Below are 19,217 nucleotides of genomic sequence, written 5' to 3'. Positions count from 1 at the left end.
CGCAGGGCTAACGAATACGGAGAGAAGCGATGGGCAAGGAAAAGTTTTCCCGCAATAAGCCTCACTGCAACATCGGCACCATCGGTCACGTTGACCATGGCAAGACCTCGCTGACTGCAGCGATCACCAAGGTCCTGGCTGAAACCGGTGGCGCGACCTTCAAGGCGTACGATCAGATTGACGCTGCCCCCGAAGAGAAGGCACGCGGCATCACCATCAACACCGCTCACGTCGAGTACGAGACGCAGAACCGTCACTACGCTCACGTCGATTGCCCCGGCCACGCCGACTATGTGAAGAACATGATCACCGGCGCTGCCCAGATGGACGGCGCGATCCTGGTCGTGTCGGCTGCCGACGGCCCGATGCCCCAGACCCGTGAGCACATCCTGCTCGCCCGTCAGGTTGGCGTTCCCGCGCTGGTCGTGTTCCTGAACAAGTGCGACATGGTCGACGATCCGGAACTGCTCGAGCTCGTTGAGCTGGAAGTCCGCGAGCTGCTGTCGTCCTACGAATTCCCGGGCGACGATATCCCGATCATCAAGGGCTCGGCTTTGGCCGCTCTCGAAGATTCGGACAAGAAGCTCGGCCACGACGCCGTTCTCGAGCTGATGCGCGCTGTTGACGAATATATCCCGCAGCCGGAACGTCCGGTTGACCAGCCGTTCCTGCTCCCGATCGAAGACGTGTTCTCGATCTCGGGCCGCGGCACCGTGGTTACCGGCCGTGTCGAACGCGGTATCGTCAAGGTTGGCGAAGAAGTCGAAATCGTCGGCATCAAGGCAACCCAGAAGACCACCGTTACCGGTGTCGAAATGTTCCGCAAGCTGCTCGACTCGGGCCAGGCTGGCGACAACATCGGCGCGCTGATCCGTGGTATCGACCGCACTCAGGTTGAGCGCGGCCAGGTCCTCTGCAAGCCCGGCTCCGTGACCCCGCACACCGACTTCGTTGCTGAGGCTTATATCCTCACCAAGGAAGAAGGCGGCCGTCATACTCCGTTCTTCGGCAACTACCGTCCCCAGTTCTACTTCCGTACCACGGACGTGACGGGCATCGTGACCCTGCCGGAAGGCACGGAAATGGTTATGCCGGGCGACAACATCAACATGAACGTTCAGCTCATCGTTCCGATCGCCATGGAAGAGAAGCTCCGCTTCGCTATCCGTGAAGGTGGCCGCACTGTCGGCGCCGGCGTCGTTGCGAAGATCCTGAAGTAAGCCTCATTGAGACATTCGCGGCGCGCGAATAGCGCGCCGCGATCCATTTTCGTCAGGATTTACAAAGATGAACGGTCAGAATATTCGCATTCGCCTCAAGGCGTTTGACCATCGCGTTCTCGACGCTTCCACGCGCGAGATCGTGTCGACGGCCAAGCGTACGGGCGCGCAGGTTCGCGGTCCGATCCCGCTGCCGACGCGAATCGACAAGTTTACCGTTAACCGCTCGCCCCACATCGACAAGAAGGCGCGTGAGCAGTTCGAGATCCGGACCCACAAGCGTCTCCTGGACATCGTGGACCCGACCCCTCAGACGGTTGATGCACTGATGAAGCTCGATCTCGCCGCCGGCGTCGACGTCGAAATCAAGCTCTAAGTACAAGAAGTTTCCGCGCCTACCGCAAAAAGGGTCCTCTGAAACCATGACCCGGTACGGCGCCAATAGAGAAGGTAATAACCGATGCGTTCTGGATTGATCGCACAGAAGCTGGGCATGACCCGCATTTTCGCAGAGGACGGCTCGCACGTTCCTGTGACGGTGCTGGGCCTGCAGAACTGCCAGGTGGTGGGCCAGCGGACCGCTGACAAGGACGGCTACGTTGCCCTGCAGCTTGGCGCTGGCCAGGCCAAGGCAAAGAACACGACGAAAGCCGAGCGCGGCCAGTTCGCCGTTGCCAAGGTTGAGCCCAAGCGTCATGTCGCGGAATTCCGCGTTGACGAAGCCAACCTCATCGAAGTCGGCGCGCAGCTTCAGGCTGACCATTTCGTCGAAGGCCAGCTGGTGGACGTCACCGGTACTTCGATCGGTAAGGGTTTTGCCGGTGGTATGAAGCGCTGGAACTTCGGCGGCCTGCGTGCAACGCACGGCGTGTCGGTTTCGCACCGCTCGATCGGTTCTACCGGTGGTCGTCAGGACCCGGGTAAGACCTTCAAGAACAAGAAGATGCCGGGCCACATGGGCGATCGTCGCATCACCACGCAGAACGTCAAGGTCGTCAAGACCGACGTCGAGCGCGGTTTGATCATGATCCAGGGTTCGGTTCCGGGCGCCAAGGGCGCTTGGATCATGATCAAGGACGCGGTGAAGAAGCCGGCCCCCAAGGGCGCTGCCTTCCCGGGCTCGTTCAAGGCCGCCGCTGAAGTCGCGGGGGAAGGTAACTAAATGGAACTCAAGGTCACAACCCTCGACGGCAAGGCCGCTGGCTCGATCCAGCTCGCCGACGACGTCTTCGGTCTGGAAGTCCGTCAGGACATCCTGCACCGCATGGTTCGCTACCAGCAGCTCAAGGCAATGGCCGGTACGCACGATGTGAAGCATCGTTCGGAAGGCGTGCGCACGGGCAAGAAGTTCGTGAAGCAGAAGGGCTCGGGCGGCGCTCGCCATGGCGATCGCAAGGCTCCGCAGTTCCGTGGTGGTGGCCGTGCATTCGGTCCGACCCCGCGCAGCCATGCCATCGACCTGCCCAAGAAGGTCCGCGCTCTTGCTCTCAAGCATGCGCTGTCCTCCAAAGCCAAGTCGGGCTCGCTCGTCGTCGTCGACAGCGTTGCCACCAAGGAAGCCAAGACTGCCAGCATGCTGGCGACCTTCGGCAAGCTGGAATGGACCAACGCGCTGATCATCGATGGTAGCGCCGTCGACCAGAACTTCGCTCTGGCCGCACGCAACATCCCGCATATCGACGTGCTGCCGGTGCAGGGGATCAACGTTGTGTCGATCCTCAAGCGCGACAAGCTCGTCCTGACCAAGGCAGCGCTCGAAGCGCTGGAAGCGAGGTTCGCATGAACAAGCTCAGCGCTTACGACATCGTCCGTAACCCCGTCGTGACTGAAAAGTCGACGATGGCTTCGGAACACAACCAGGTCGTTTTCGACGTGGCGATCGATGCCAGCAAGACCGAGATCAAGGCTGCCGTCGAGCAGCTCTTCTCGGTCAAGGTCAAGGCAGTGAACACTCTGGTCCGCAAGGGCAAGGTGAAGCGCTTCCGTGGTCAGCTTGGCACGCGCAACGACGTCAAGAAGGCGATCGTGACCCTCATCGACGGCCAGTCGATCGATATTTCGACCGGCCTCTAAGGGAAGAGACAGAACAAAATGGCTCTGAAAACTTATAATCCCACCTCCGAAGGCCGTCGTCAGCTTATCACGACCGATCGTTCGGAACTGTGGAAGGGCAAGCCGGTCAAGACTCTGACCGAAGGTCTTTCCAAGTCCGGTGGCCGCAACAACCGTGGTCGTATCACCTCGTTCCATCGCGGTGGCGGTCACAAGCGCACCTATCGCCTGATCGACTTCAAGCGCGTCAAGTTCGACGTCGTTGGTACGATCGAGCGCCTGGAATATGATCCCAACCGTACGGCTTGGATCGCTCTGGTGAAGTACGAAGACGGCGAACTCGCCTATATCGTTGCGCCCCAGCGTCTGTCGGCCGGCGACAAGGTCATCTCGTCGATGCAGACCGTCGACGTGAAGCCGGGTAATGCGATGCCGCTGGAACGTATGCCGGTCGGTACGATCGTGCACAACATCGAGCTGAAGCCCCGCAAGGGTGGCCAGGTTGCCCGTTCGGCTGGCGCGTATGCCCAGTATGTCGGTCGCGACCAGGGTTGGGCGATCCTTCGCCTGAACTCGGGCGAACAGCGCCGCGTGCATGGCTCGTGCCTTGCTACCGTCGGTGCCGTGTCGAACCAGGATCACTCCAACACGTCGCTCGGCAAGGCCGGTCGTTCGCGTTGGCTGGGTCGCAAGCCCGTCACTCGCGGCGTGGCCATGAACCCGATCGATCACCCGCATGGTGGTGGTGAAGGCCGTACCTCTGGTGGCCGTCACCCGGTTACCCCGTGGGGCAAGCCGACCAAGGGTAAGAAGACCCGCAGCAACAAGGCGACGGACAAGTTCATCGTTCGCTCGCGTCACGTGAAGAAGGGCAGGTAAGCCATGACCCGTTCAATCTGGAAGGGGCCGTTCGTCGACGGCTACATGCTCAAGAAGGCCGAGAAGGCCCTCGCGTCTGGCCGCAACGACGTGGTCAAGATCTGGAGCCGCCGTTCGACCATCCTGCCGCAGTTCGTGGGTATCACCTTCGGCGTGCATAATGGCCAGAAGCACGTTCCGGTCAGCGTCACCGAAGACATGATCGGCCACAAGTTTGGCGAGTTCGCACCGACCCGTACCTACTACGGTCACGCGGCCGACAAGAAGGCCAAGAGGAAGTAAGATGGGCAAGCCAAAAACCCAGCGCGCGCTCAAGGACAACGAAGCCAAGGCTGTGCTGCGCATGCTGCGCATCAGCCCGCAGAAGCTCAACCTTCTGGCTCAGTTGATCCGCGGCAAGAAGGTCGAGAAGGCTCTGGCCGAACTCGAGTTCAGCCACAAGCGCATTTCCGGCCAGGTCAAGAAGGTGCTCGAGAGCGCCATTGCCAACGCCGAGAACAACCATGGTCTCGACACCGACGCTCTCGTCGTTGCTGAAGCTTTTGTTGGTAATTCGCTTGTAATGAAGCGTTTCACCGCTCGTGGCCGTGGTCGGTCGTCGCGCATCGAGAAGCCATTCTCGCATCTGACGATCATCGTCCGGCAAGTTGAGGAGGCCGCATAATGGGCCAGAAGATCAATCCAATCGGCTTCCGCCTCGGCATCAACCGCACGTGGGACAGCCGCTGGTTCGCCAACAAGGGCGAATACGGCTCGCTGCTTCAGGAAGACCTGAAGATCCGCACGATGCTGCTGGAAGACCTCAAGGCTGCCGCGGTCTCGAAGATCGTCATCGAGCGCCCGCACCGCAAGTGCCGCGTGTCGATCCACACTGCTCGTCCGGGCATCGTGATCGGCAAGAAGGGCGCCGACATCGACAAGATCCGCGCCAAGGTGAAGAAGTTCACCGACAGCGAAGTGCACATCAACATCGTTGAAGTGCGCAAGCCGGAAACCGATGCGACGCTGGTTGCCCAGGGCATTGCCCAGCAGCTGGAACGCCGCGTGGCTTTCCGTCGCGCCATGAAGCGCGCCGTGCAGACGGCGATCCGCATGGGCGCCGGCGGCATCCGCGTGAACGTTGGTGGCCGTCTCGGTGGTGCCGACATTGCTCGTACCGAATGGTACCGCGAAGGTCGCGTTCCGCTGCACACGCTGCGTGCTGATATCGACTACGGCACTGCCGAAGCCGAGACCACGTACGGCATCATCGGTATCAAGGTCTGGATCTTCAAGGGCGAAGTCCTTGAGCATGATCCCACTGCCCATGAACGTCGCGCCACCGAAGGCGCCGACATGGGTGGCCAGCGCGCTGAACGCGAACCGCGTCGTGAGCGCGGCGACCGTGACCGCGAACGCGCATAAGAAGGTTAGTTCATTATGCTGCAACCTAAGAAGACCAAGTTCCGCAAGGCTCACAAGGGCCGCATCCATGGCGTTGCCAAGGGCGGTACCGAGCTGGCTTTCGGCCAGTATGCCTTGAAGGCGACCGAGCCCGAGCGCGTGACTGCTCGCCAGATCGAAGCGGCCCGCCGCGCGATCACCCGCGAAATGAAGCGCCAGGGCCGCGTGTGGATCCGGATTTTCCCGGATCTGCCGGTTTCCAAGAAGCCGACCGAAGTTCGTATGGGTAAGGGCAAGGGTTCGGTTGAACTCTGGGCCGCCCGCGTGAAGCCCGGTCGTATCGTATTCGAGATCGACGGCGTCCCCGAGGACGTTGCCAAGGAAGCCCTGCGCCTCGGCGCAATGAAGCTCCCGATCATGACGCGGGTTGTCACCCGCATTGCCGACTAAGGACAACGAGCATGAAAGCCAGTGATGTGCGGAGCAAGACCGCAGACGAACTGAAGGACCAGCTCGTCGACCTGAAGAAAGAACAGTTCAACCTGCGTTTCCAGCGCGCTACCCAGCAGCTGGAAAAGCCGACCGAGGTCAAAAAGGTCCGCCGCGACATCGCGCGGATCAAGACGATCTTGGCCGAAAAGAACGCAGCGAAGTAAGGAGCCGCGACCATGCCAAAGCGCGTTTTGCAGGGGACTGTGGTCTCTGACGCCAATGAAAAGACGGTCGTGGTGCGCGTTGAGCGCCGTTTCACGCATCCGGTGATGAAGAAGACCGTTCGCCGGTCCAAGAAGTACCATGCTCACGACGAAGCCAATCTGGCCAAGGTCGGGCAGGTTGTCTGGATCGAAGAATGTGCGCCGATTTCCAAGAACAAGCGCTGGACGCTGGTTCAGGGTGCGGCCGAGCAGGAAAGCGCCAAGCCATGATCCAGATGCAGTCCAATCTCGATGTCGCCGACAATTCCGGCGCTCGTCGTGTCATGTGCATCAAGGTACTTGGCGGTTCGCACCGTAAGTACGCTTCGGTCGGCGATATCATCGTCGTTTCCGTGAAGGATGCTATCCCGCGTGGTCGCGTGAAGAAGGGCCAGGTCATGAAGGCCGTGGTCGTTCGCACCGCGTTCGACATCCGTCGCCCCGATGGCACCGTGATCCGCTTCGACAAGAATGCCGCGGTTCTGATCAACAATCAGAAAGAGCCGATCGGCACTCGTATCTTCGGACCGGTTCCGCGCGAGCTCCGCGCCAAGAACCACATGAAGATCATTTCGCTCGCACCCGAGGTGCTGTAATGGCTGCCAAGATCAAGAAGGGCGATAAGGTCGTCGTCCTGGCTGGCAAGGACAAGGGCAAAACCGGCCAAGTCCTGCAGGTCTTCCCGACCGAAACTCGCGCGACTGTCCAGGGTATCAACCTTGTGCGCCGCCACACCAAGCAGACCGCGTCGACCGATGCCGGCATCTTCACCAAGGAAGCGCCGATCCACCTGTCGAACCTCGCGATCGCCGACAAGGATGGCAAGCCCAGCCGCGTCGGTTTCCAGATCAAGGACGGCGTGAAGACGCGCGTCGCAAAATCGACCGGAGATTCGATCGATGGCTGAGACCGCTTACATTCCGCGTCTCCGGACCGAATACGACACCACGATCAAGGCCGCCCTGCGTGAGCAGTTCGGCTACAAGAACGTGATGGAGCTGCCGCGTCTGGACAAGATCGTCCTGAACATGGGCATTGGCGAGGCCGTCAATGATACCAAGAAGGTCAAGACGGCCGCTGCCGAGCTCGAGCGCATTGCTGGCCAGAAGCCGGTTATCACTCATGCTCGCAAGTCGATCGCCGGCTTCAAGGTTCGTGAAGACATGCCCCTGGGCGTGAAGGTTACGCTGCGCAAGACTCGTATGTACGAGTTTCTTGACCGTCTCGTGAACATCGCGCTGCCGCGCGTTCGCGACTTCCGCGGGCTGAACCCGAACTCCTTCGACGGCCGTGGCAATTATGCTATGGGCATCAAGGAACACATCATTTTCCCCGAAATCAACTACGATCAGATCGATCAGGTTTGGGGCATGGATATCGTGATCGCTACGACCGCGAAGTCCGATGATGAAGCTCGTGCGCTGCTCAAGGCATTCAACTTCCCGTTCCGCCAGTAAGCGGACAGGGAAGGGAAAGAGGATCAGGATATGGCAAAGACCAGCTCCATCGTTAAGAACAACAAGCGCGCTGCGCTCGCAAAGCAGTATGCTGCCAAGCGCGCCGCTTTGAAGAAGCAGACCAAGGATCAGTCGATCCCGATGGATCAGCGCTTCGCCGCCCAGCTCAAGCTGGCCGAACTGCCGCGTAACTCGGCCAAGGTTCGTGTGCGCAATCGCTGTGAAGTCTCGGGTCGTCCCCGTGGCTACTATCGCAAGCTGAAGCTGAGCCGTATCGCTCTGCGCCAGCTTGGCAACCTGGGCCAGATACCGGGTCTCGTGAAGTCGAGCTGGTAAGGAGAACCGAAGATGAGCTTTTCCGATCCGATCGGCGACATGCTGACCCGCATCCGCAACGCCCAGATGCGTCGCAAGAATTCCGTTTCGACGCCGGCGTCGACCCTGCGTGGTCGCGTGCTGGACGTTCTCCAGTCCGAGGGTTTCATCCGCGGCTACTCGGAGACCAAGTTCGAGAACGGTGCTTCCGAGTACGAAATCGAACTGAAGTACTCGGATAACGAGGCGGTCATCCGCACGATCGAGCGCGTTTCGCGTCCCGGCCGTCGTGTGTACGCTTCGGTCAAGAATATTCCGCAGGTTGCCAATGGCCTCGGTGTTTCGATCCTCTCCACCCCCAAGGGTGTGATGGCCGACCACGAAGCCAAGGCTGCCAACGTTGGTGGCGAGGTACTCTGCCGCGTGTTCTAAGGCCTTTGGCCTTGGATCCGCGGTAAGACGATTACTCAAGGATTGAATTAGAATGTCACGTACTGGCAAAAAACCGGTTGCACCGGTGAGCGGCGTTACGGTCACGATCAATGGTCGTACCGTCACCGCCAAGGGCCCGAAGGGCGAACTGAGCATCGAGCTCATGGATGTGGTCAATGCCGAGAATGGCGCCGATGGCGTCGTTATCTCTCCGGCTAATGACTCGCGTCTGGCTCGTGCTGCCTGGGGCACTACCCGTGCACTGATCCAGAACATGGTCACCGGTGTTTCGGCTGGCTTCGAAAAGAAGCTGGCGATCCAGGGCGTTGGCTATCGCGCCGCCATGCAGGGCAAGGATATCAAGCTGTCGCTTGGTTTCAGCCACGAAGTCATCTACGAAGCCCCCAAGGGCATCACGCTCGCTGTCCCGGCGCCGACGGAAATCGTCATCACCGGTATCGACAAGCAGCAGGTTGGCCAGGTTGCGGCGAACATTCGCGCGTGGCGCAAGCCAGAGCCCTACAAGGGCAAGGGCGTTCGCTATGCTGGCGAGTTCGTCTTCCGCAAAGAAGGCAAGAAGAAGTAAGGAGCGCCTGCAATGGCTATCAGTGCAAAAGGTGCGGAACGCCGCAAGGCTCGTGTCCGCAAGGCGCTCAAGGCTCGTGCCTTCGGTCGTCCGCGTCTGTCGGTTTTCCGTTCGGACAAGAATATCTACGCCCAGATCATCGACGACACCACGGGTCGTACCCTGGCTGCCGCCTCGACGCTCGACAAGGACATCAAGTCCAAGGTCAAGAACGGCGGTACCGCCGAAGCCGCTGCAACGATCGGCAAGCTGATCGCAGAGCGCGGCACCAAGGCCGGCGTTGCTGAAGTGATCTTCGATCGTGGGTCGTACATCTATCATGGCCGTGTAAAGGCCCTTGCAGACGCTGCCCGTGAGGGCGGCCTGCAGTTCTAAGCACGGACAAGGAAAGAAACATTATGAGCAGAGACGTTCAAGAACGCGAAAGCGAATTCGTCGATCGCCTGGTCCACATCAATCGCGTGGCCAAGGTGGTCAAGGGTGGTCGTCGCTTCGGCTTCGCCGCACTCGTCGTTGTCGGCGACCAGAAGGGCCGCGTTGGCTTTGGTCACGGCAAGGCCCGTGAAGTTCCCGAAGCGATCCGCAAGGCGACCGAGCAGGCCAAGCGCCAGATGATCCGCGTGCCGCTGCGCGATGCGCGTACGCTGCACCACGACGTTGCTGGCCGCCACGGCGCCGGCAAGGTCATCCTGCGTGCTGCCGTTCCGGGTACCGGCATCATCGCCGGTGGTCCGATGCGCGCCGTGTTCGAGACGCTTGGTATCAACGATATCGTTGCCAAGTCGCAGGGCACTGCCAATCCCTACAACATGGTGCGGGCCACCTTCGATGCGCTCAAGCGCGTCGATAGCCCTCGCTCGGTTGCTTCCCGCCGTGGCCTCAAGGTTTCGGAACTTCAGGCTCGCCGTGGCGAGACTGCGGTCGAAGCTTGATCGCCCAGCTCTGGAGATAAGTCATGGCTGAGAAGAAAAAGATGATCACCGTGCAGCAGATCGGTTCGCCGATCCGCCGCGACAAGGTGCAGCGCGCGACCCTCATCGGTCTCGGGCTCAACAAGATGAACAAGCAGCGCGAGCTGATCGATACGCCCGAAGTTCGCGGCATGATCAACAAGCTCCCGCATCTCGTCCGCGTTGTCGGCGAGTAAGGGGAGTACGATCATATGACTCGTTTGAACGAACTTCGCGATAATCCCGGCTCCTCCAAGACCCGCATCCGTATCGGCCGCGGCATTGGTTCTGGCAAGGGCAAGACCGGTGGTCGTGGCGGCAAGGGCCAGACTGCTCGCTCGGGCGTTGCCATCAACGGCTTTGAAGGCGGCCAGATGCCCCTTCACATGCGTATGCCGAAGCGTGGCTTCAATGCACTCAACCCAGGCAACTGGAACGAGGTCCGCATCGATCGCCTGCAGGCCTATATCGACGCAGGCAAGCTCGACCCCAAGGCGGTGATCGACGTTGCGGCGCTGATCGCGGCTCGCGTGATCCGTCGTCCGAAGGACGGCGTCCGTCTGATCGGTTCGGCAGGCTTCACGGCCAAGAAGGTGACCTTCAACGTCAACTACGCCACGGCCGGTGCCACTGCCGCTATTGAATCTGCTGGCGGCAAGATCGATATCATCCCGGCCAAGGCGCCGTGGAAGAAGACCCCATACGCCGGTTAATTCCGGCCTTGGCGCATCCGGCCTCGGGTTGGGTGCGCCTTTTTTTGGTTTGTTGCGTTGGGATGCAGATGCATCTGCGTCCTCCAGCGCTCCGAGCGCACCTGGCCTTGAAGCCATAGGGAGCGATACATGGCGTCCGCAGCCGAACAGCTCGCACGTAATCTAAATTTCTCGACCTTTTCCAAGGCGAAAGCCCTGCAGCAGCGCATCCTGTTCACTCTGGGGGCGCTGCTTGTCTATCGTCTGGGCACTTTCATTCCGGTTCCGGGTATCGACCCTGACGCCTTCCGCGCGACGTTCGAGCAGTCGCAGCAGGGCATCATCGGCATGTTCAACATGTTCGCAGGTGGCGCTGTCGAGCGCATGGCGATCTTTGCGCTGAACCTCATTCCCTACATCACTGCCTCGATCGTGGTGCAGGTCATTGCTACGGCATCGCCGCGCCTCGAAGCCCTCAAGAAAGAGGGTGAAGCTGGCCGTCGCAAGATGAACCAGTATACCCGCTATCTGGCCGTCGTGTTCTGCGCTGTGCAGGCATATGGCATTGCCGTCGGTCTTGAGGCGAGCCAAGGCGTCGTGCTTAATCCGGGCTGGTTCTTCCGCATTTCCACGGTCATTACCTTGGTTGGCGGCACCATGTTCCTGATGTGGCTGGGTGAGCAGATCACCTCGCGCGGCGTCGGCAACGGCATTTCGCTGATCATCTTCGCCGGTATCGTCGCCAACTTGCCTACCACGGTGGTGCAGACCATCGATCTTGCCCGTACCGGCGCGATCAACGGTTTTGCTGGCTTCGGCATCTTCATCCTGGCTTTGGTGGTTATTGCCGCCATCGTCTTCTTCGAGCGAGCCCAGCGCCGGTTGCTGATTCAGTATCCAAAGCGCCAGGTTGGCAACAAGATGTTCCAGGGCGACACTTCGCATCTGCCGCTGAAGCTCAACACCTCGGGCGTTATCCCGGTGATCTTCGGTTCGTCGCTGCTGCTGCTGCCGGCCACCATTGCGTCGTTCGCGGCGCAGGGTAACGCGCCGCAATGGCTGCAGGTGACCACGGCTCTGCTGGGTCGCGGACAGCCGCTCTATCTTGCGCTGTTTGCCTTCTTCATCATCTTCTTCGCCTTCTTCTATACGGCGATCGTCTTCAATCCGACCGAGACGGCCGACAACCTCAAGCGCTCTGGCGGCTTCATTCCAGGTATTCGTCCGGGTGAGCGGACCGCTCAGCACATCGACTACGTGCTGACGCGCATTACGGTGATTGGTGCTATCTACCTGACGGTGGTGGCGTTGATTCCCGAGATCGTGCACAACCAGCTCGCGGTGAGCCAGTTCATCGGCGGCACATCGCTGCTGATCATGGTGACGGTGACGCTGGATACGGTTAGCCAGATCCAGAGCCATCTGATCGCCCAGCAATATGAGGGGCTGGTCAAGAAATCCCGTCTTGGAGGAGGCAAGCGTCGATGAGATTGATTCTGCTCGGACCGCCAGGGGCGGGGAAGGGTACCCAGGCCAAGATTCTGATCGAGGCTTTCGGCATTCCCCAGCTCTCGACGGGCGATATCCTGCGCTCGGCCATTGCGGCAAAGACGCCGATGGGTCTGGCGGCTAAGGAAGTCATGGACCGGGGCGATCTCGTATCCGACGCGATCGTCAACGGCATCGTCTCCGAGCGGCTCGATGCCGAAGACTGCAAGCCAGGCTTCATTCTCGATGGCTTCCCGCGCACCATTGCCCAGGCGGAAGCGCTCGACATGATGCTGATCGACAAGGGCGTGAAGCTCGATGCCGTCATCGAGATCAAGGCCGATGCCGATGAACTGGTGCGCAGGGTGAACCAGCGCGCCAAGGAGTCGGGCACGGCCCGCCCTGATGACAATGAGGAAGTGCTGCGCAAGCGCCTCAATGTCTACAAGGAGCAAACCGCTCCTCTGGTGGCCTATTATGCCGAAGAGGGTCTGTTGCGGACCGTCGATGGCATGGAGCCGGTCGAGCAGGTGACTGCGGCAATCAAGGCCGCAATCGCGCACTAAAGATTTGGGCTTGACTTGGCGGTTGACTCCGCGGAATCGAGCCCTTAAAGAACCGCTTCAGTCTCATAGATTATTGGGCTGGATTCGGTTCCTCAATTAGGTTGGGGGTCGAAATCCGGTCCCTTGTTGTTTAACGGCACGGCCCCCTGATGGTAACCCGTGTTGAATGAAGGAGAGCAGACGTGGCTCGTATTGCTGGCGTCAATATCCCGACGAATAAGCGCGTGGTTATCGCGCTGCAGTATATCCACGGGATCGGCGACAAGTTCGCCGAGGATATCTGCACCAAGGTTGGCATTCCGCTCGAGCGCCGTGTGAACGAGCTCACCGACGCGGAAGTCATCCAGATCCGTGAGACCATCGACCGCGACTACGTCGTGGAAGGTGATCTGCGCCGCTCCGTGGCGATGAACATCAAGCGGCTGATGGACCTGGGCAACTATCGTGGCCTGCGCCACCGCCGTGGTCTGCCTGTGCGCGGTCAGCGCACCCACACCAATGCTCGTACCCGCAAGGGTCCGGCAAAGCCGATCGCCGGCAAGAAGAAGTAAGAACCCGCTTCTCGGGTTCTTCGATGTAGCTGCTGGGGCCATCTGGCTAACGGCAGCGCTGATATCGTCTAGAGGAAGTAAATGGCTAAAGCTGAAGTCGCGCGCGTTAAGCGCAAGGAACGCAAGAACATCACTTCGGGCGTTGCCCACGTGAACGCTTCGTTCAACAACACCATGATCACCATCGCCGACATGCAGGGCAACACGATCTCGTGGTCCTCGTCGGGCGTCATGGGTTTCAAGGGCTCGCGCAAGTCGACCCCGTATGCGGCACAGGTTGCCGCGGAAGATGCTGCCAAGAAGGCCCAGGAACACGGCATGAAGACCCTCGAGGTTGAAGTGCGTGGTCCGGGTTCGGGCCGTGAGTCGGCGCTCCGCGCTCTCCAGGCCGCTGGCTTCAACGTCACCTCGATCCGCGACGTGACCTCGATCCCGCACAATGGCTGCCGCCCGCGCAAGCGGCGCCGCGTCTAATTTAGACCGTTTAGAGAGCTCCCGGCCGATTGAATGGGCCGGGAGTCTTATTGCGTTTGCGGCGGAGCGGCTCGGGCTGGAGCCGCGATTTTGAAAGGACATAACCGTGACGATCCAGAGGAACTGGCAAGAACTGATCAAGCCGACCAAGCTGGAGATTGTTTCGGGCAGCGACAACGCGCGCGTGGCCTCGGTAGTTGCCGAGCCGCTTGAGCGCGGTTACGGGCTTACCCTTGGTAACGCTCTTCGTCGCGTGCTGCTGTCGTCGCTCCAGGGCGCGGCAGTTACAGCAATCCAGATTGACGGCATCCTGCATGAATTCTCCTCGCTTCCGGGCGTGCGTGAAGACATCACCGACCTCGTCCTCAACGTGAAGGAAATCGCGTTGAAGATGGGCGGCGAGGGCCCGAAGCGTCTGGCCCTCTCCAAGCAGGGTCCGGGTGCCGTGACCGCTGGCGACATCAAAGTCACCGGCGACATCGAAGTGCTGAACCCCGAGCTGGTGATCTGCCATCTCGACGACGGCGCCGAGATCAACATCGAGTTCACCGTCGATACCGGCAAGGGTTACGTTGCCGCCGACAAGAACCGTCCTGAAGACGCGCCGATCGGTTACATCCCGGTCGACTCGTTGTTTTCGCCGGTTCGCCGCGTGAGCTACAAGGTTGATGCGACCCGTGCGGGCGAAAGCCTCGACAAGGATAAGCTGACCCTGCAAGTCGAGACCAATGGCGCCGTGTCGCCGGAAGATGCCGTGGCCTATGCCGCTCGCATCCTCCAGGATCAGCTGTCGGTCTTCGTCAACTTCGAAGAGCCCAGCAAGGAAAAGGCCCAGGATTCGGTTCCCGAACTGGCCTTCAACCCGGCGCTGCTCAAGAAGGTCGACGAGCTCGAACTGTCGGTCCGCTCGGCCAACTGCCTCAAGAACGACAACATCGTCTACATCGGCGACCTCATCCAGAAGACGGAAGCCGAGATGCTGCGGACCCCGAATTTCGGCCGCAAGTCGCTCAACGAAATCAAGGAAGTCCTGGCACAGATGGGGCTTCATCTCGGAATGGACGTTGCCAATTGGCCACCCGAGAATATCGATGACCTCGCCAAGCGCTACGAAGATCACTATTGATCGCGCGCTGCCAAGCACTTTAGGAGACAACCATGCGCCACGGTAATTCAGGCCGCAAACTCAACCGGACTGCCAGCCACCGCAAGGCAATGTTCGCCAATATGTCGGCCGCGCTGATCAAGCACGAGCAGATCGTCACCACCCTGCCCAAGGCGAAGGACCTGCGTCCGATCGTCGAAAAGCTCATCACCCTCGGCAAGCGCGGCGATCTGCATGCCCGCCGCCAGGCGATTGCGCAGATCCGCGACGAAGGCCAGGTGGCGAAGCTGTTTGCGGTGCTGGGCCCGCGCTATAAGGAACGCCAGGGCGGCTACATCCGTATCATGAAGGCTGGTTTCCGCTATGGCGACAACGCCCCGATGGCCGTGATCGAATTCGTCGACCGCGACGTCAACGCCAAGGGTCTCGATAGCGGCCCGGTGCAGGTGCGCGACGACGAAGAATTCGAAGCCGCGTAAGCCGCTGGTTTCAGACCAAGAATTTCGGGCGGTCGCGTATCTCGCGGCCGCCTTTTAATTTGTCCGATGTACTAGGACCGCGCGGCGACAGGCGCAGCCATTGAAACCCGCTATTGCTGCGCCGTTTCGTTGCCGTCCACATGGGTTTTCGGATGCTTATCCAGAAGATTGCTGGCTCGATGATCCGTCGCGCAGAAAAGCGCGTCGGGGTGTCGTTTGACTATGTCCACAAGATCGCCCAGACCGATCTTGGCTTGCTGCTCCGCTACAATCGCCTGTTCGGATTTCTCGATCTCAGCCGCAAGACGCCGGCCGTCGCCCATCATGTGGCGCGGTTGCGCGGCGCCATTGCAGCCGATTGCGGCACCTGTGTCGAGGCAGAGATCGGCAATGCCCGCAATGCGGGGGTCGAGCCGTTGCTGATCGATACCGTGCTGTCCGGGAATTATGCGGCGTTGCCGCCTGATCTGGCCGCTGTGGCGACCCTGTCCGATGCCGTGACCAGCCGCCGGGAAGATGATCCGGAGGCGCGCGAGATTGTCCGGGAGGCCTACGGCGAGGCCGGGCTAATCGAACTCAGCTTCGCCATGAACGGCGCCGCGCTGTTGCCTGGTATCAAGCGCGCCATGGGTTACGCGACCGCCTGCAATATCGACATACTGCGAAAGCAGGCGCGACGCGCTCCTTAGCGATTTACTCTGCATATACATCGTAAGATGGCCACGGTTCACGCCGTGGCCGTTTTTCTTTGGGGGGCGAATGCGGACGGGTTTGGTTCTGGTTACGGGTGCGAGTGGCTTCGTTGGCAAATGGACAGTCATCGAGTTGCTGCGGGCCGGGTTCGATGTGCGGGGCAGTGTGCGCTCCGAGCACAAGGCCGAGGCGGTTCGCGCTGCGGTGGTGGCTGGTCTCGGTCATGATGCCTTGCTGCGGCTAAGCTTCGCCAAGGTTGACCTGATGCACGATAGGGGCTGGCGGGAGGCGATGATCGGCGTCAACGCGGTCGCCCACGTCGCCGCGCAAATCCTCGCCGACGAGCCCAAGGACATGCAAGTGGTCATCGGACCGGCGCTCGAAGGCACTGAGCGGGTGTTGCGCTTTGCGGCGGCAGGTGGTGTGAAACGGATCGTCCTGACGTCGTCGATCGCCACGGTCGGGTACGGGCACGGCCATACAAGAGGCGCGAGGACTTATACCGAAGAGCATTTCACCAATCTAGATGCGATGCAGTTCACCTGGGCCTATTGCGTGGGTAAGACCAAGGCCGAGAAGGCCGCCTGGGCCTATGCGCGCGCCGAGGAGCTGGCGCTGACCACCATTCATCCCGGCGCCATTCTCGGCCCAGCGCTGGACAAAGATGCCAGCATATCCCTGCAGATGGTGAGCGGGCTGCTGGACGGCACCACGCCGGCAATGCCGAGCAACGGCTTCTCGGTGATCGACGTACGAGATGTCGCGGCGATGCACGTGGCAGCGCTGCAGCAGCCCGCGTCGGCCGGGCAGCGCTATCTCGCCACGTCAGACTATGTTCCGTTTCCAGAGGTAGGCCGCATCTTGCGGGAGGCCTATCCGGATCGGCAGATCACCCAGAAAACTGTGCCGGACTGGATCATCAAGCTGCTGGCGCGCTTCGGCGGGCCGACGCGCCAGATCATCAACGATATCGGCAATGAGAAGCATTTCGACCGGACAAAGGGCGAGAAGCTGCTCGGCCGTGCCTTCATCTCGGGGCAGGACGCCATTCTGGCAACGGCGGAAAGTGCGATTGCCCTTGATCTGCTGAAGCCCAAACGGCCGCGCTGATATCGCGATTATGGGCATTGACCTTCCCATGTTGGGAAGGCTCAAGTTCCCGGGAGTCGTCAGACTCCAATGGAACTCATCATGTCTACAGCAACGAAAACCTATGCCAGCACCACCCGATGGTGGGCGCTTGGCCTTATCGCAACCGCCCAGTTCATCGTCATCATGGACACATCAATCATCGGCGTCGCACTGCCGCAGATGCAGGCCGATCTCGGTTTCACCCAGCACAACCTGTCCTGGGTCTTCAACGCCTATGTCGTCGCCTTTGGCGGCCTGCTCCTGCTGGGAGGGCGGCTCTCCGACCTGTTCGGTGCGCGGAGAATGTTCGGCGCCGGCTGGTTCATCCTGTTGGTCGGCTCTGTGGTCGCCGGCATTGCCGGCAATGTCGGCGTTGAACTGGCGGGCCGTGCCATCCAGGGCATAGGTGCGGCGCTAATCGCTCCATCAGCGCTTACCCTGCTGATGATGCTTTTCGGCGGCAACCCCAAGGAATTGACCAAGGCGCTCGCGCTCTATGGTGCTGCGGCGCCCGCGGGCGGCACTGCCGGCGTGTTCCTGGGTGGCGTCATCACCGAATATATCTCGTGGCCTTGGGTGTTCTACATCAACGTCCCGATTGCGGTGATCGCCCTCATCGGCACGCGTGCCCTGATGCCGGCCGGAGCCGCCAGCAACCGCGGTTCGGTCGACATCTTCGGTGCACTCACTGTGACGCTCGGCCTTGGCGCCGCCGTCTATGGCATTGTCCGAGCACCGGAGGTGGGTTGGGGCGCGACCGAAACCCTGATCGCCCTCGGCGCCGCCGCAGTCTTGCTCGTCGCCTTCGTGATCTCTCAAGCCATCCGGCGTGAGCCGCTGATGCGCCTGTCGATCTTTGGCGTGCCGAATCTGGGCGCGGCCAACCTGGCTCAAGTCCTGCTCGGTGCAGCCTGGATTCCGATGTGGTTCTTCCTCAACCTCTATCTTCAGCAGGTTCTGGGTTACACCGCCTTCCCGTCAGGAGCGGCGCTGCTGCCGATGACGATCCTCATCATGATCGCGATGATCGTGCTGGCGCCCCGCGTCATTGCCCGGTTCGGTACCAAGACCCCCATCGTCGTCGGCCTGCTCATCCTCGCCTTGGGCATGGGCTGGCTGTCATTCATCCGACCGGACGGCAACTTCTGGGTTGACGTTCTGCCCGCCTCGCTGGTGGCGGCACTCGGCATGTCGCTGGCCTTCATCCCGTCGCTCGGCACCGCCATCTCGTCGGCGCGACCGGAGGAGGGGGGCCTGGCCGCTGGTATCGTCAACACCAGCTATCAGGTTGGCTCGGCCTTGGGCCTGGCCGCAATGACAGCCGTTGCCGCTGCCTATGGTGCTGATCAGCTCGGCAACCCGACGGCGCTTACCAGCGGCTTCTCCGCGGCGTTTCTCGGGGCAGGCGGGATCGCGCTGGCAGGCGCCGTGCTGGCGCTGATCACGCTGCGGGGCCGTCCCGCAGCCTGAGGCTGATACGAGGAAGACCTCGTGGTTCGCCCCGAGGTCTTCTGCCGTTCATGATCTGGTGAGCTCCCAGGCGTCAAAGAGCCTCCGGACGTCCTTGAGCGAGGCGCAGAAGACATAGGGCAGGCCAGTGTCTCTTGCAAAGCCGTCATAGCGGCCGACGCTGTTGCGCGTCTTCCAGATCCAGTTGATCATCATCCACGTGACGCTGTCTCTGTTGCCGTCGAGATTTCCGGCGCGTTGCGCTTCGAACAGCGTTCGTTTGAGATAGCGCCCGAAGCGCCTGACATAGTGGTCGTCCACCACGACGACGCCCGTCGCTCGCGCGAAGCGTTGCGGCATCAGCACCGAGTAATTGCCGTCCATAATCCAGCCTTGCTGTCCGATGGCCTCGTCATGCAAGGCATGAAATTCCGCGTCTGGCCGCACCTGCCAATCCGTGCCCGGCAAATGGCGGAAGCGATCGAGATGGATCGCAGGCACGTCCAGCTTGCGCGACAACGCTGCCGCCAATGTCGACTTTCCCGCGTTTGTCGGGCCCAGGATGACGATGCGTCGGCCCATAACGGCGAGCGAAGGAAAGTCTGACATGGCGGTCCCCG

32 protein-coding genes are annotated in these 19,217 nt (G+C 60.8%); 31 read left to right on the top strand and 1 reads right to left on the bottom strand.

Annotated features, from left to right (window positions below; all coding sequences use genetic code 11):
• The first annotated feature begins 29 nt into the window (after positions 1-29).
• From tuf to MF606_RS11150, 31 genes are all read left to right on the top strand, one after another.
• Positions 30-1,220: an elongation factor Tu gene (gene tuf / locus MF606_RS11300; RefSeq protein WP_240229340.1), complete on the top strand. Its 1,191-nt coding sequence runs from the start codon at positions 30-32 to the stop codon at positions 1,218-1,220.
• A 67-nt stretch (positions 1,221-1,287) separates the two neighbouring features.
• A complete protein-coding gene (gene rpsJ, locus MF606_RS11295; RefSeq protein WP_035102617.1) occupies positions 1,288-1,596 on the top strand; it encodes a 30S ribosomal protein S10 in 309 nt (102 codons plus the stop codon).
• 84 nt (positions 1,597-1,680) lie between these two features.
• Positions 1,681-2,382 carry a 50S ribosomal protein L3 gene (gene rplC, locus MF606_RS11290; protein ID WP_240229339.1) on the top strand — a complete coding sequence of 234 codons (702 nt, stop codon included), beginning with the start codon at positions 1,681-1,683 and terminating at the stop codon, positions 2,380-2,382.
• Positions 2,383-3,003 carry a 50S ribosomal protein L4 gene (rplD, locus tag MF606_RS11285; protein ID WP_240229338.1) on the top strand — a complete coding sequence of 207 codons (621 nt, stop codon included), beginning with the start codon at positions 2,383-2,385 and terminating at the stop codon, positions 3,001-3,003.
• Entirely contained in the window at positions 3,000-3,293 is a 294-nt protein-coding gene (locus tag MF606_RS11280; protein ID WP_240229337.1) for a 50S ribosomal protein L23, read from the top strand. The genes rplD and MF606_RS11280 overlap by 4 nt, the downstream gene beginning before the upstream one ends.
• A gap of 18 nt (positions 3,294-3,311) precedes the next feature.
• On the top strand, positions 3,312-4,151 hold the full coding sequence (rplB, locus tag MF606_RS11275) for a 50S ribosomal protein L2 (RefSeq protein ID WP_240229336.1): 840 nt from the start codon (positions 3,312-3,314) through the stop codon (positions 4,149-4,151).
• Positions 4,152-4,154: 3 nt separating this feature from the next.
• Positions 4,155-4,433 carry a 30S ribosomal protein S19 gene (gene rpsS / locus MF606_RS11270; RefSeq protein ID WP_240229335.1) on the top strand — a complete coding sequence of 93 codons (279 nt, stop codon included), beginning with the start codon at positions 4,155-4,157 and terminating at the stop codon, positions 4,431-4,433.
• 1 nt (position 4,434) lies between these two features.
• Entirely contained in the window at positions 4,435-4,815 is a 381-nt protein-coding gene (gene rplV, locus MF606_RS11265; RefSeq protein WP_240229334.1) for a 50S ribosomal protein L22, read from the top strand.
• On the top strand, positions 4,815-5,555 hold the full coding sequence (rpsC, locus tag MF606_RS11260; RefSeq protein WP_240229333.1) for a 30S ribosomal protein S3: 741 nt from the start codon (positions 4,815-4,817) through the stop codon (positions 5,553-5,555). Before rplV ends, rpsC begins: the two co-directional genes overlap by 1 nt.
• A gap of 15 nt (positions 5,556-5,570) precedes the next feature.
• Entirely contained in the window at positions 5,571-5,984 is a 414-nt protein-coding gene (gene rplP / locus MF606_RS11255) for a 50S ribosomal protein L16 (protein ID WP_046136746.1), read from the top strand.
• 11 nt (positions 5,985-5,995) lie between these two features.
• Positions 5,996-6,190: a 50S ribosomal protein L29 gene (gene rpmC / locus MF606_RS11250; RefSeq protein ID WP_137152189.1), complete on the top strand. Its 195-nt coding sequence runs from the start codon at positions 5,996-5,998 to the stop codon at positions 6,188-6,190.
• Positions 6,191-6,202: 12 nt separating this feature from the next.
• Positions 6,203-6,460, top strand: coding sequence for a 30S ribosomal protein S17 (rpsQ, locus tag MF606_RS11245; protein ID WP_240229332.1), 258 nt, complete (start codon positions 6,203-6,205; stop codon positions 6,458-6,460).
• Positions 6,457-6,825, top strand: coding sequence for a 50S ribosomal protein L14 (rplN, locus tag MF606_RS11240; RefSeq protein WP_035102635.1), 369 nt, complete (start codon positions 6,457-6,459; stop codon positions 6,823-6,825). The genes rpsQ and rplN overlap by 4 nt, the downstream gene beginning before the upstream one ends.
• The gene (rplX, locus tag MF606_RS11235; protein WP_146289253.1) at positions 6,825-7,136 is read left to right on the top strand and encodes a 50S ribosomal protein L24; all 312 of its coding nucleotides are present in this window, start codon (positions 6,825-6,827) and stop codon (positions 7,134-7,136) included. Before rplN ends, rplX begins: the two co-directional genes overlap by 1 nt.
• Positions 7,129-7,686 (top strand): 50S ribosomal protein L5, encoded by a 558-nt coding sequence (rplE, locus tag MF606_RS11230; RefSeq protein ID WP_240229331.1) that lies wholly within the window; start codon positions 7,129-7,131, stop codon positions 7,684-7,686. The genes rplX and rplE overlap by 8 nt, the downstream gene beginning before the upstream one ends.
• Before the next feature lie 30 nt (positions 7,687-7,716).
• Positions 7,717-8,022 (top strand): 30S ribosomal protein S14, encoded by a 306-nt coding sequence (rpsN, locus tag MF606_RS11225; RefSeq protein WP_240229330.1) that lies wholly within the window; start codon positions 7,717-7,719, stop codon positions 8,020-8,022.
• Positions 8,023-8,034: 12 nt separating this feature from the next.
• Entirely contained in the window at positions 8,035-8,433 is a 399-nt protein-coding gene (gene rpsH / locus MF606_RS11220; protein WP_046172880.1) for a 30S ribosomal protein S8, read from the top strand.
• A gap of 52 nt (positions 8,434-8,485) precedes the next feature.
• Entirely contained in the window at positions 8,486-9,019 is a 534-nt protein-coding gene (gene rplF / locus MF606_RS11215) for a 50S ribosomal protein L6 (protein WP_240229329.1), read from the top strand.
• Positions 9,020-9,031: 12 nt separating this feature from the next.
• Positions 9,032-9,394 carry a 50S ribosomal protein L18 gene (gene rplR / locus MF606_RS11210; protein ID WP_240229328.1) on the top strand — a complete coding sequence of 121 codons (363 nt, stop codon included), beginning with the start codon at positions 9,032-9,034 and terminating at the stop codon, positions 9,392-9,394.
• Between the two features lie 23 nt (positions 9,395-9,417).
• A complete protein-coding gene (gene rpsE, locus MF606_RS11205) occupies positions 9,418-9,951 on the top strand; it encodes a 30S ribosomal protein S5 (RefSeq protein ID WP_240229327.1) in 534 nt (177 codons plus the stop codon).
• A 23-nt stretch (positions 9,952-9,974) separates the two neighbouring features.
• A complete protein-coding gene (gene rpmD, locus MF606_RS11200; RefSeq protein WP_056251250.1) occupies positions 9,975-10,166 on the top strand; it encodes a 50S ribosomal protein L30 in 192 nt (63 codons plus the stop codon).
• 15 nt (positions 10,167-10,181) lie between these two features.
• Positions 10,182-10,682 (top strand): 50S ribosomal protein L15, encoded by a 501-nt coding sequence (gene rplO / locus MF606_RS11195; protein ID WP_240229326.1) that lies wholly within the window; start codon positions 10,182-10,184, stop codon positions 10,680-10,682.
• 129 nt (positions 10,683-10,811) lie between these two features.
• Positions 10,812-12,149 (top strand): preprotein translocase subunit SecY, encoded by a 1,338-nt coding sequence (gene secY / locus MF606_RS11190; RefSeq protein ID WP_240229325.1) that lies wholly within the window; start codon positions 10,812-10,814, stop codon positions 12,147-12,149.
• A complete protein-coding gene (locus MF606_RS11185; protein WP_240229324.1) occupies positions 12,146-12,715 on the top strand; it encodes an adenylate kinase in 570 nt (189 codons plus the stop codon). Before secY ends, MF606_RS11185 begins: the two co-directional genes overlap by 4 nt.
• Positions 12,716-12,897: 182 nt before the next feature.
• Positions 12,898-13,266, top strand: coding sequence for a 30S ribosomal protein S13 (rpsM, locus tag MF606_RS11180; RefSeq protein ID WP_240229323.1), 369 nt, complete (start codon positions 12,898-12,900; stop codon positions 13,264-13,266).
• An 81-nt stretch (positions 13,267-13,347) separates the two neighbouring features.
• Positions 13,348-13,740, top strand: a complete 393-nt coding sequence (gene rpsK / locus MF606_RS11175) for a 30S ribosomal protein S11 (protein WP_092184696.1) — start codon at positions 13,348-13,350, stop codon at positions 13,738-13,740.
• 100 nt (positions 13,741-13,840) lie between these two features.
• A complete protein-coding gene (locus tag MF606_RS11170; RefSeq protein WP_240233834.1) occupies positions 13,841-14,866 on the top strand; it encodes a DNA-directed RNA polymerase subunit alpha in 1,026 nt (341 codons plus the stop codon).
• A gap of 32 nt (positions 14,867-14,898) precedes the next feature.
• On the top strand, positions 14,899-15,324 hold the full coding sequence (gene rplQ, locus MF606_RS11165) for a 50S ribosomal protein L17 (RefSeq protein WP_240229322.1): 426 nt from the start codon (positions 14,899-14,901) through the stop codon (positions 15,322-15,324).
• Positions 15,325-15,476: 152 nt separating this feature from the next.
• The gene (locus MF606_RS11160) at positions 15,477-16,013 is read left to right on the top strand and encodes a carboxymuconolactone decarboxylase family protein (protein ID WP_240229321.1); all 537 of its coding nucleotides are present in this window, start codon (positions 15,477-15,479) and stop codon (positions 16,011-16,013) included.
• Positions 16,014-16,083: 70 nt separating this feature from the next.
• Positions 16,084-17,127, top strand: coding sequence for an NAD-dependent epimerase/dehydratase family protein (locus MF606_RS11155; RefSeq protein WP_240229320.1), 1,044 nt, complete (start codon positions 16,084-16,086; stop codon positions 17,125-17,127).
• Between the two features lie 81 nt (positions 17,128-17,208).
• Positions 17,209-18,618: an MFS transporter gene (locus tag MF606_RS11150; protein WP_240229319.1), complete on the top strand. Its 1,410-nt coding sequence runs from the start codon at positions 17,209-17,211 to the stop codon at positions 18,616-18,618.
• Positions 18,619-18,666: 48 nt separating this feature from the next.
• Here the strand turns inward: MF606_RS11150 and MF606_RS11145 are convergent, their stop codons facing one another.
• A complete protein-coding gene (locus MF606_RS11145; RefSeq protein WP_240229318.1) occupies positions 18,667-19,206 on the bottom strand; it encodes a P-loop NTPase family protein in 540 nt (179 codons plus the stop codon).
• Between the last annotated feature and the right edge of the window lie 11 nt (positions 19,207-19,217).

Source organism: Devosia lacusdianchii, assembly GCF_022429625.1.
Taxonomy (GTDB): Bacteria; Pseudomonadota; Alphaproteobacteria; order Rhizobiales; family Devosiaceae; genus Devosia; species Devosia lacusdianchii.
Note: the sequence above shows the minus strand (reverse complement) of the source record. Positions and strands in the feature narration are given on the sequence as shown.

Excerpts from the sequence above, each read along its gene's own strand:
- rpsJ (WP_035102617.1), top strand. The coding sequence starts at position 1,288 with ATGAACGGTCAGAATATTCGCATTCGCCTCAAGGCGTTTGACCATCGC.
- tuf (WP_240229340.1), top strand. The coding sequence starts at position 30 with ATGGGCAAGGAAAAGTTTTCCCGCAATAAGCCTCACTGCAACATCGGC.
- MF606_RS11160 (WP_240229321.1), top strand. The coding sequence starts at position 15,477 with ATGCTTATCCAGAAGATTGCTGGCTCGATGATCCGTCGCGCAGAAAAG.
- MF606_RS11150 (WP_240229319.1), top strand. The coding sequence starts at position 17,209 with ATGTCTACAGCAACGAAAACCTATGCCAGCACCACCCGATGGTGGGCG.
- secY (WP_240229325.1), top strand. The coding sequence starts at position 10,812 with ATGGCGTCCGCAGCCGAACAGCTCGCACGTAATCTAAATTTCTCGACC.
- rplE (WP_240229331.1), top strand. The coding sequence starts at position 7,129 with ATGGCTGAGACCGCTTACATTCCGCGTCTCCGGACCGAATACGACACC.
- rpsS (WP_240229335.1), top strand. The coding sequence starts at position 4,155 with ATGACCCGTTCAATCTGGAAGGGGCCGTTCGTCGACGGCTACATGCTC.
- rplC (WP_240229339.1), top strand. The coding sequence starts at position 1,681 with ATGCGTTCTGGATTGATCGCACAGAAGCTGGGCATGACCCGCATTTTC.
- rpsC (WP_240229333.1), top strand. The coding sequence starts at position 4,815 with ATGGGCCAGAAGATCAATCCAATCGGCTTCCGCCTCGGCATCAACCGC.
- rplQ (WP_240229322.1), top strand. The coding sequence starts at position 14,899 with ATGCGCCACGGTAATTCAGGCCGCAAACTCAACCGGACTGCCAGCCAC.
- rpmD (WP_056251250.1), top strand. The coding sequence starts at position 9,975 with ATGGCTGAGAAGAAAAAGATGATCACCGTGCAGCAGATCGGTTCGCCG.
- rplP (WP_046136746.1), top strand. The coding sequence starts at position 5,571 with ATGCTGCAACCTAAGAAGACCAAGTTCCGCAAGGCTCACAAGGGCCGC.
- rplF (WP_240229329.1), top strand. The coding sequence starts at position 8,486 with ATGTCACGTACTGGCAAAAAACCGGTTGCACCGGTGAGCGGCGTTACG.
- MF606_RS11280 (WP_240229337.1), top strand. The coding sequence starts at position 3,000 with ATGAACAAGCTCAGCGCTTACGACATCGTCCGTAACCCCGTCGTGACT.
- MF606_RS11185 (WP_240229324.1), top strand. The coding sequence starts at position 12,146 with ATGAGATTGATTCTGCTCGGACCGCCAGGGGCGGGGAAGGGTACCCAG.
- MF606_RS11145 (WP_240229318.1), bottom strand. The coding sequence starts at position 19,206 with ATGTCAGACTTTCCTTCGCTCGCCGTTATGGGCCGACGCATCGTCATC.
- rpsH (WP_046172880.1), top strand. The coding sequence starts at position 8,035 with ATGAGCTTTTCCGATCCGATCGGCGACATGCTGACCCGCATCCGCAAC.
- rplV (WP_240229334.1), top strand. The coding sequence starts at position 4,435 with ATGGGCAAGCCAAAAACCCAGCGCGCGCTCAAGGACAACGAAGCCAAG.
- rplX (WP_146289253.1), top strand. The coding sequence starts at position 6,825 with ATGGCTGCCAAGATCAAGAAGGGCGATAAGGTCGTCGTCCTGGCTGGC.
- rplB (WP_240229336.1), top strand. The coding sequence starts at position 3,312 with ATGGCTCTGAAAACTTATAATCCCACCTCCGAAGGCCGTCGTCAGCTT.
- rplD (WP_240229338.1), top strand. The coding sequence starts at position 2,383 with ATGGAACTCAAGGTCACAACCCTCGACGGCAAGGCCGCTGGCTCGATC.
- rplO (WP_240229326.1), top strand. The coding sequence starts at position 10,182 with ATGACTCGTTTGAACGAACTTCGCGATAATCCCGGCTCCTCCAAGACC.
- rpsQ (WP_240229332.1), top strand. The coding sequence starts at position 6,203 with ATGCCAAAGCGCGTTTTGCAGGGGACTGTGGTCTCTGACGCCAATGAA.
- rpsN (WP_240229330.1), top strand. The coding sequence starts at position 7,717 with ATGGCAAAGACCAGCTCCATCGTTAAGAACAACAAGCGCGCTGCGCTC.
- MF606_RS11155 (WP_240229320.1), top strand. The coding sequence starts at position 16,084 with ATGCGGACGGGTTTGGTTCTGGTTACGGGTGCGAGTGGCTTCGTTGGC.
- rplN (WP_035102635.1), top strand. The coding sequence starts at position 6,457 with ATGATCCAGATGCAGTCCAATCTCGATGTCGCCGACAATTCCGGCGCT.
- rpsK (WP_092184696.1), top strand. The coding sequence starts at position 13,348 with ATGGCTAAAGCTGAAGTCGCGCGCGTTAAGCGCAAGGAACGCAAGAAC.
- rpmC (WP_137152189.1), top strand. The coding sequence starts at position 5,996 with ATGAAAGCCAGTGATGTGCGGAGCAAGACCGCAGACGAACTGAAGGAC.
- rpsE (WP_240229327.1), top strand. The coding sequence starts at position 9,418 with ATGAGCAGAGACGTTCAAGAACGCGAAAGCGAATTCGTCGATCGCCTG.
- rplR (WP_240229328.1), top strand. The coding sequence starts at position 9,032 with ATGGCTATCAGTGCAAAAGGTGCGGAACGCCGCAAGGCTCGTGTCCGC.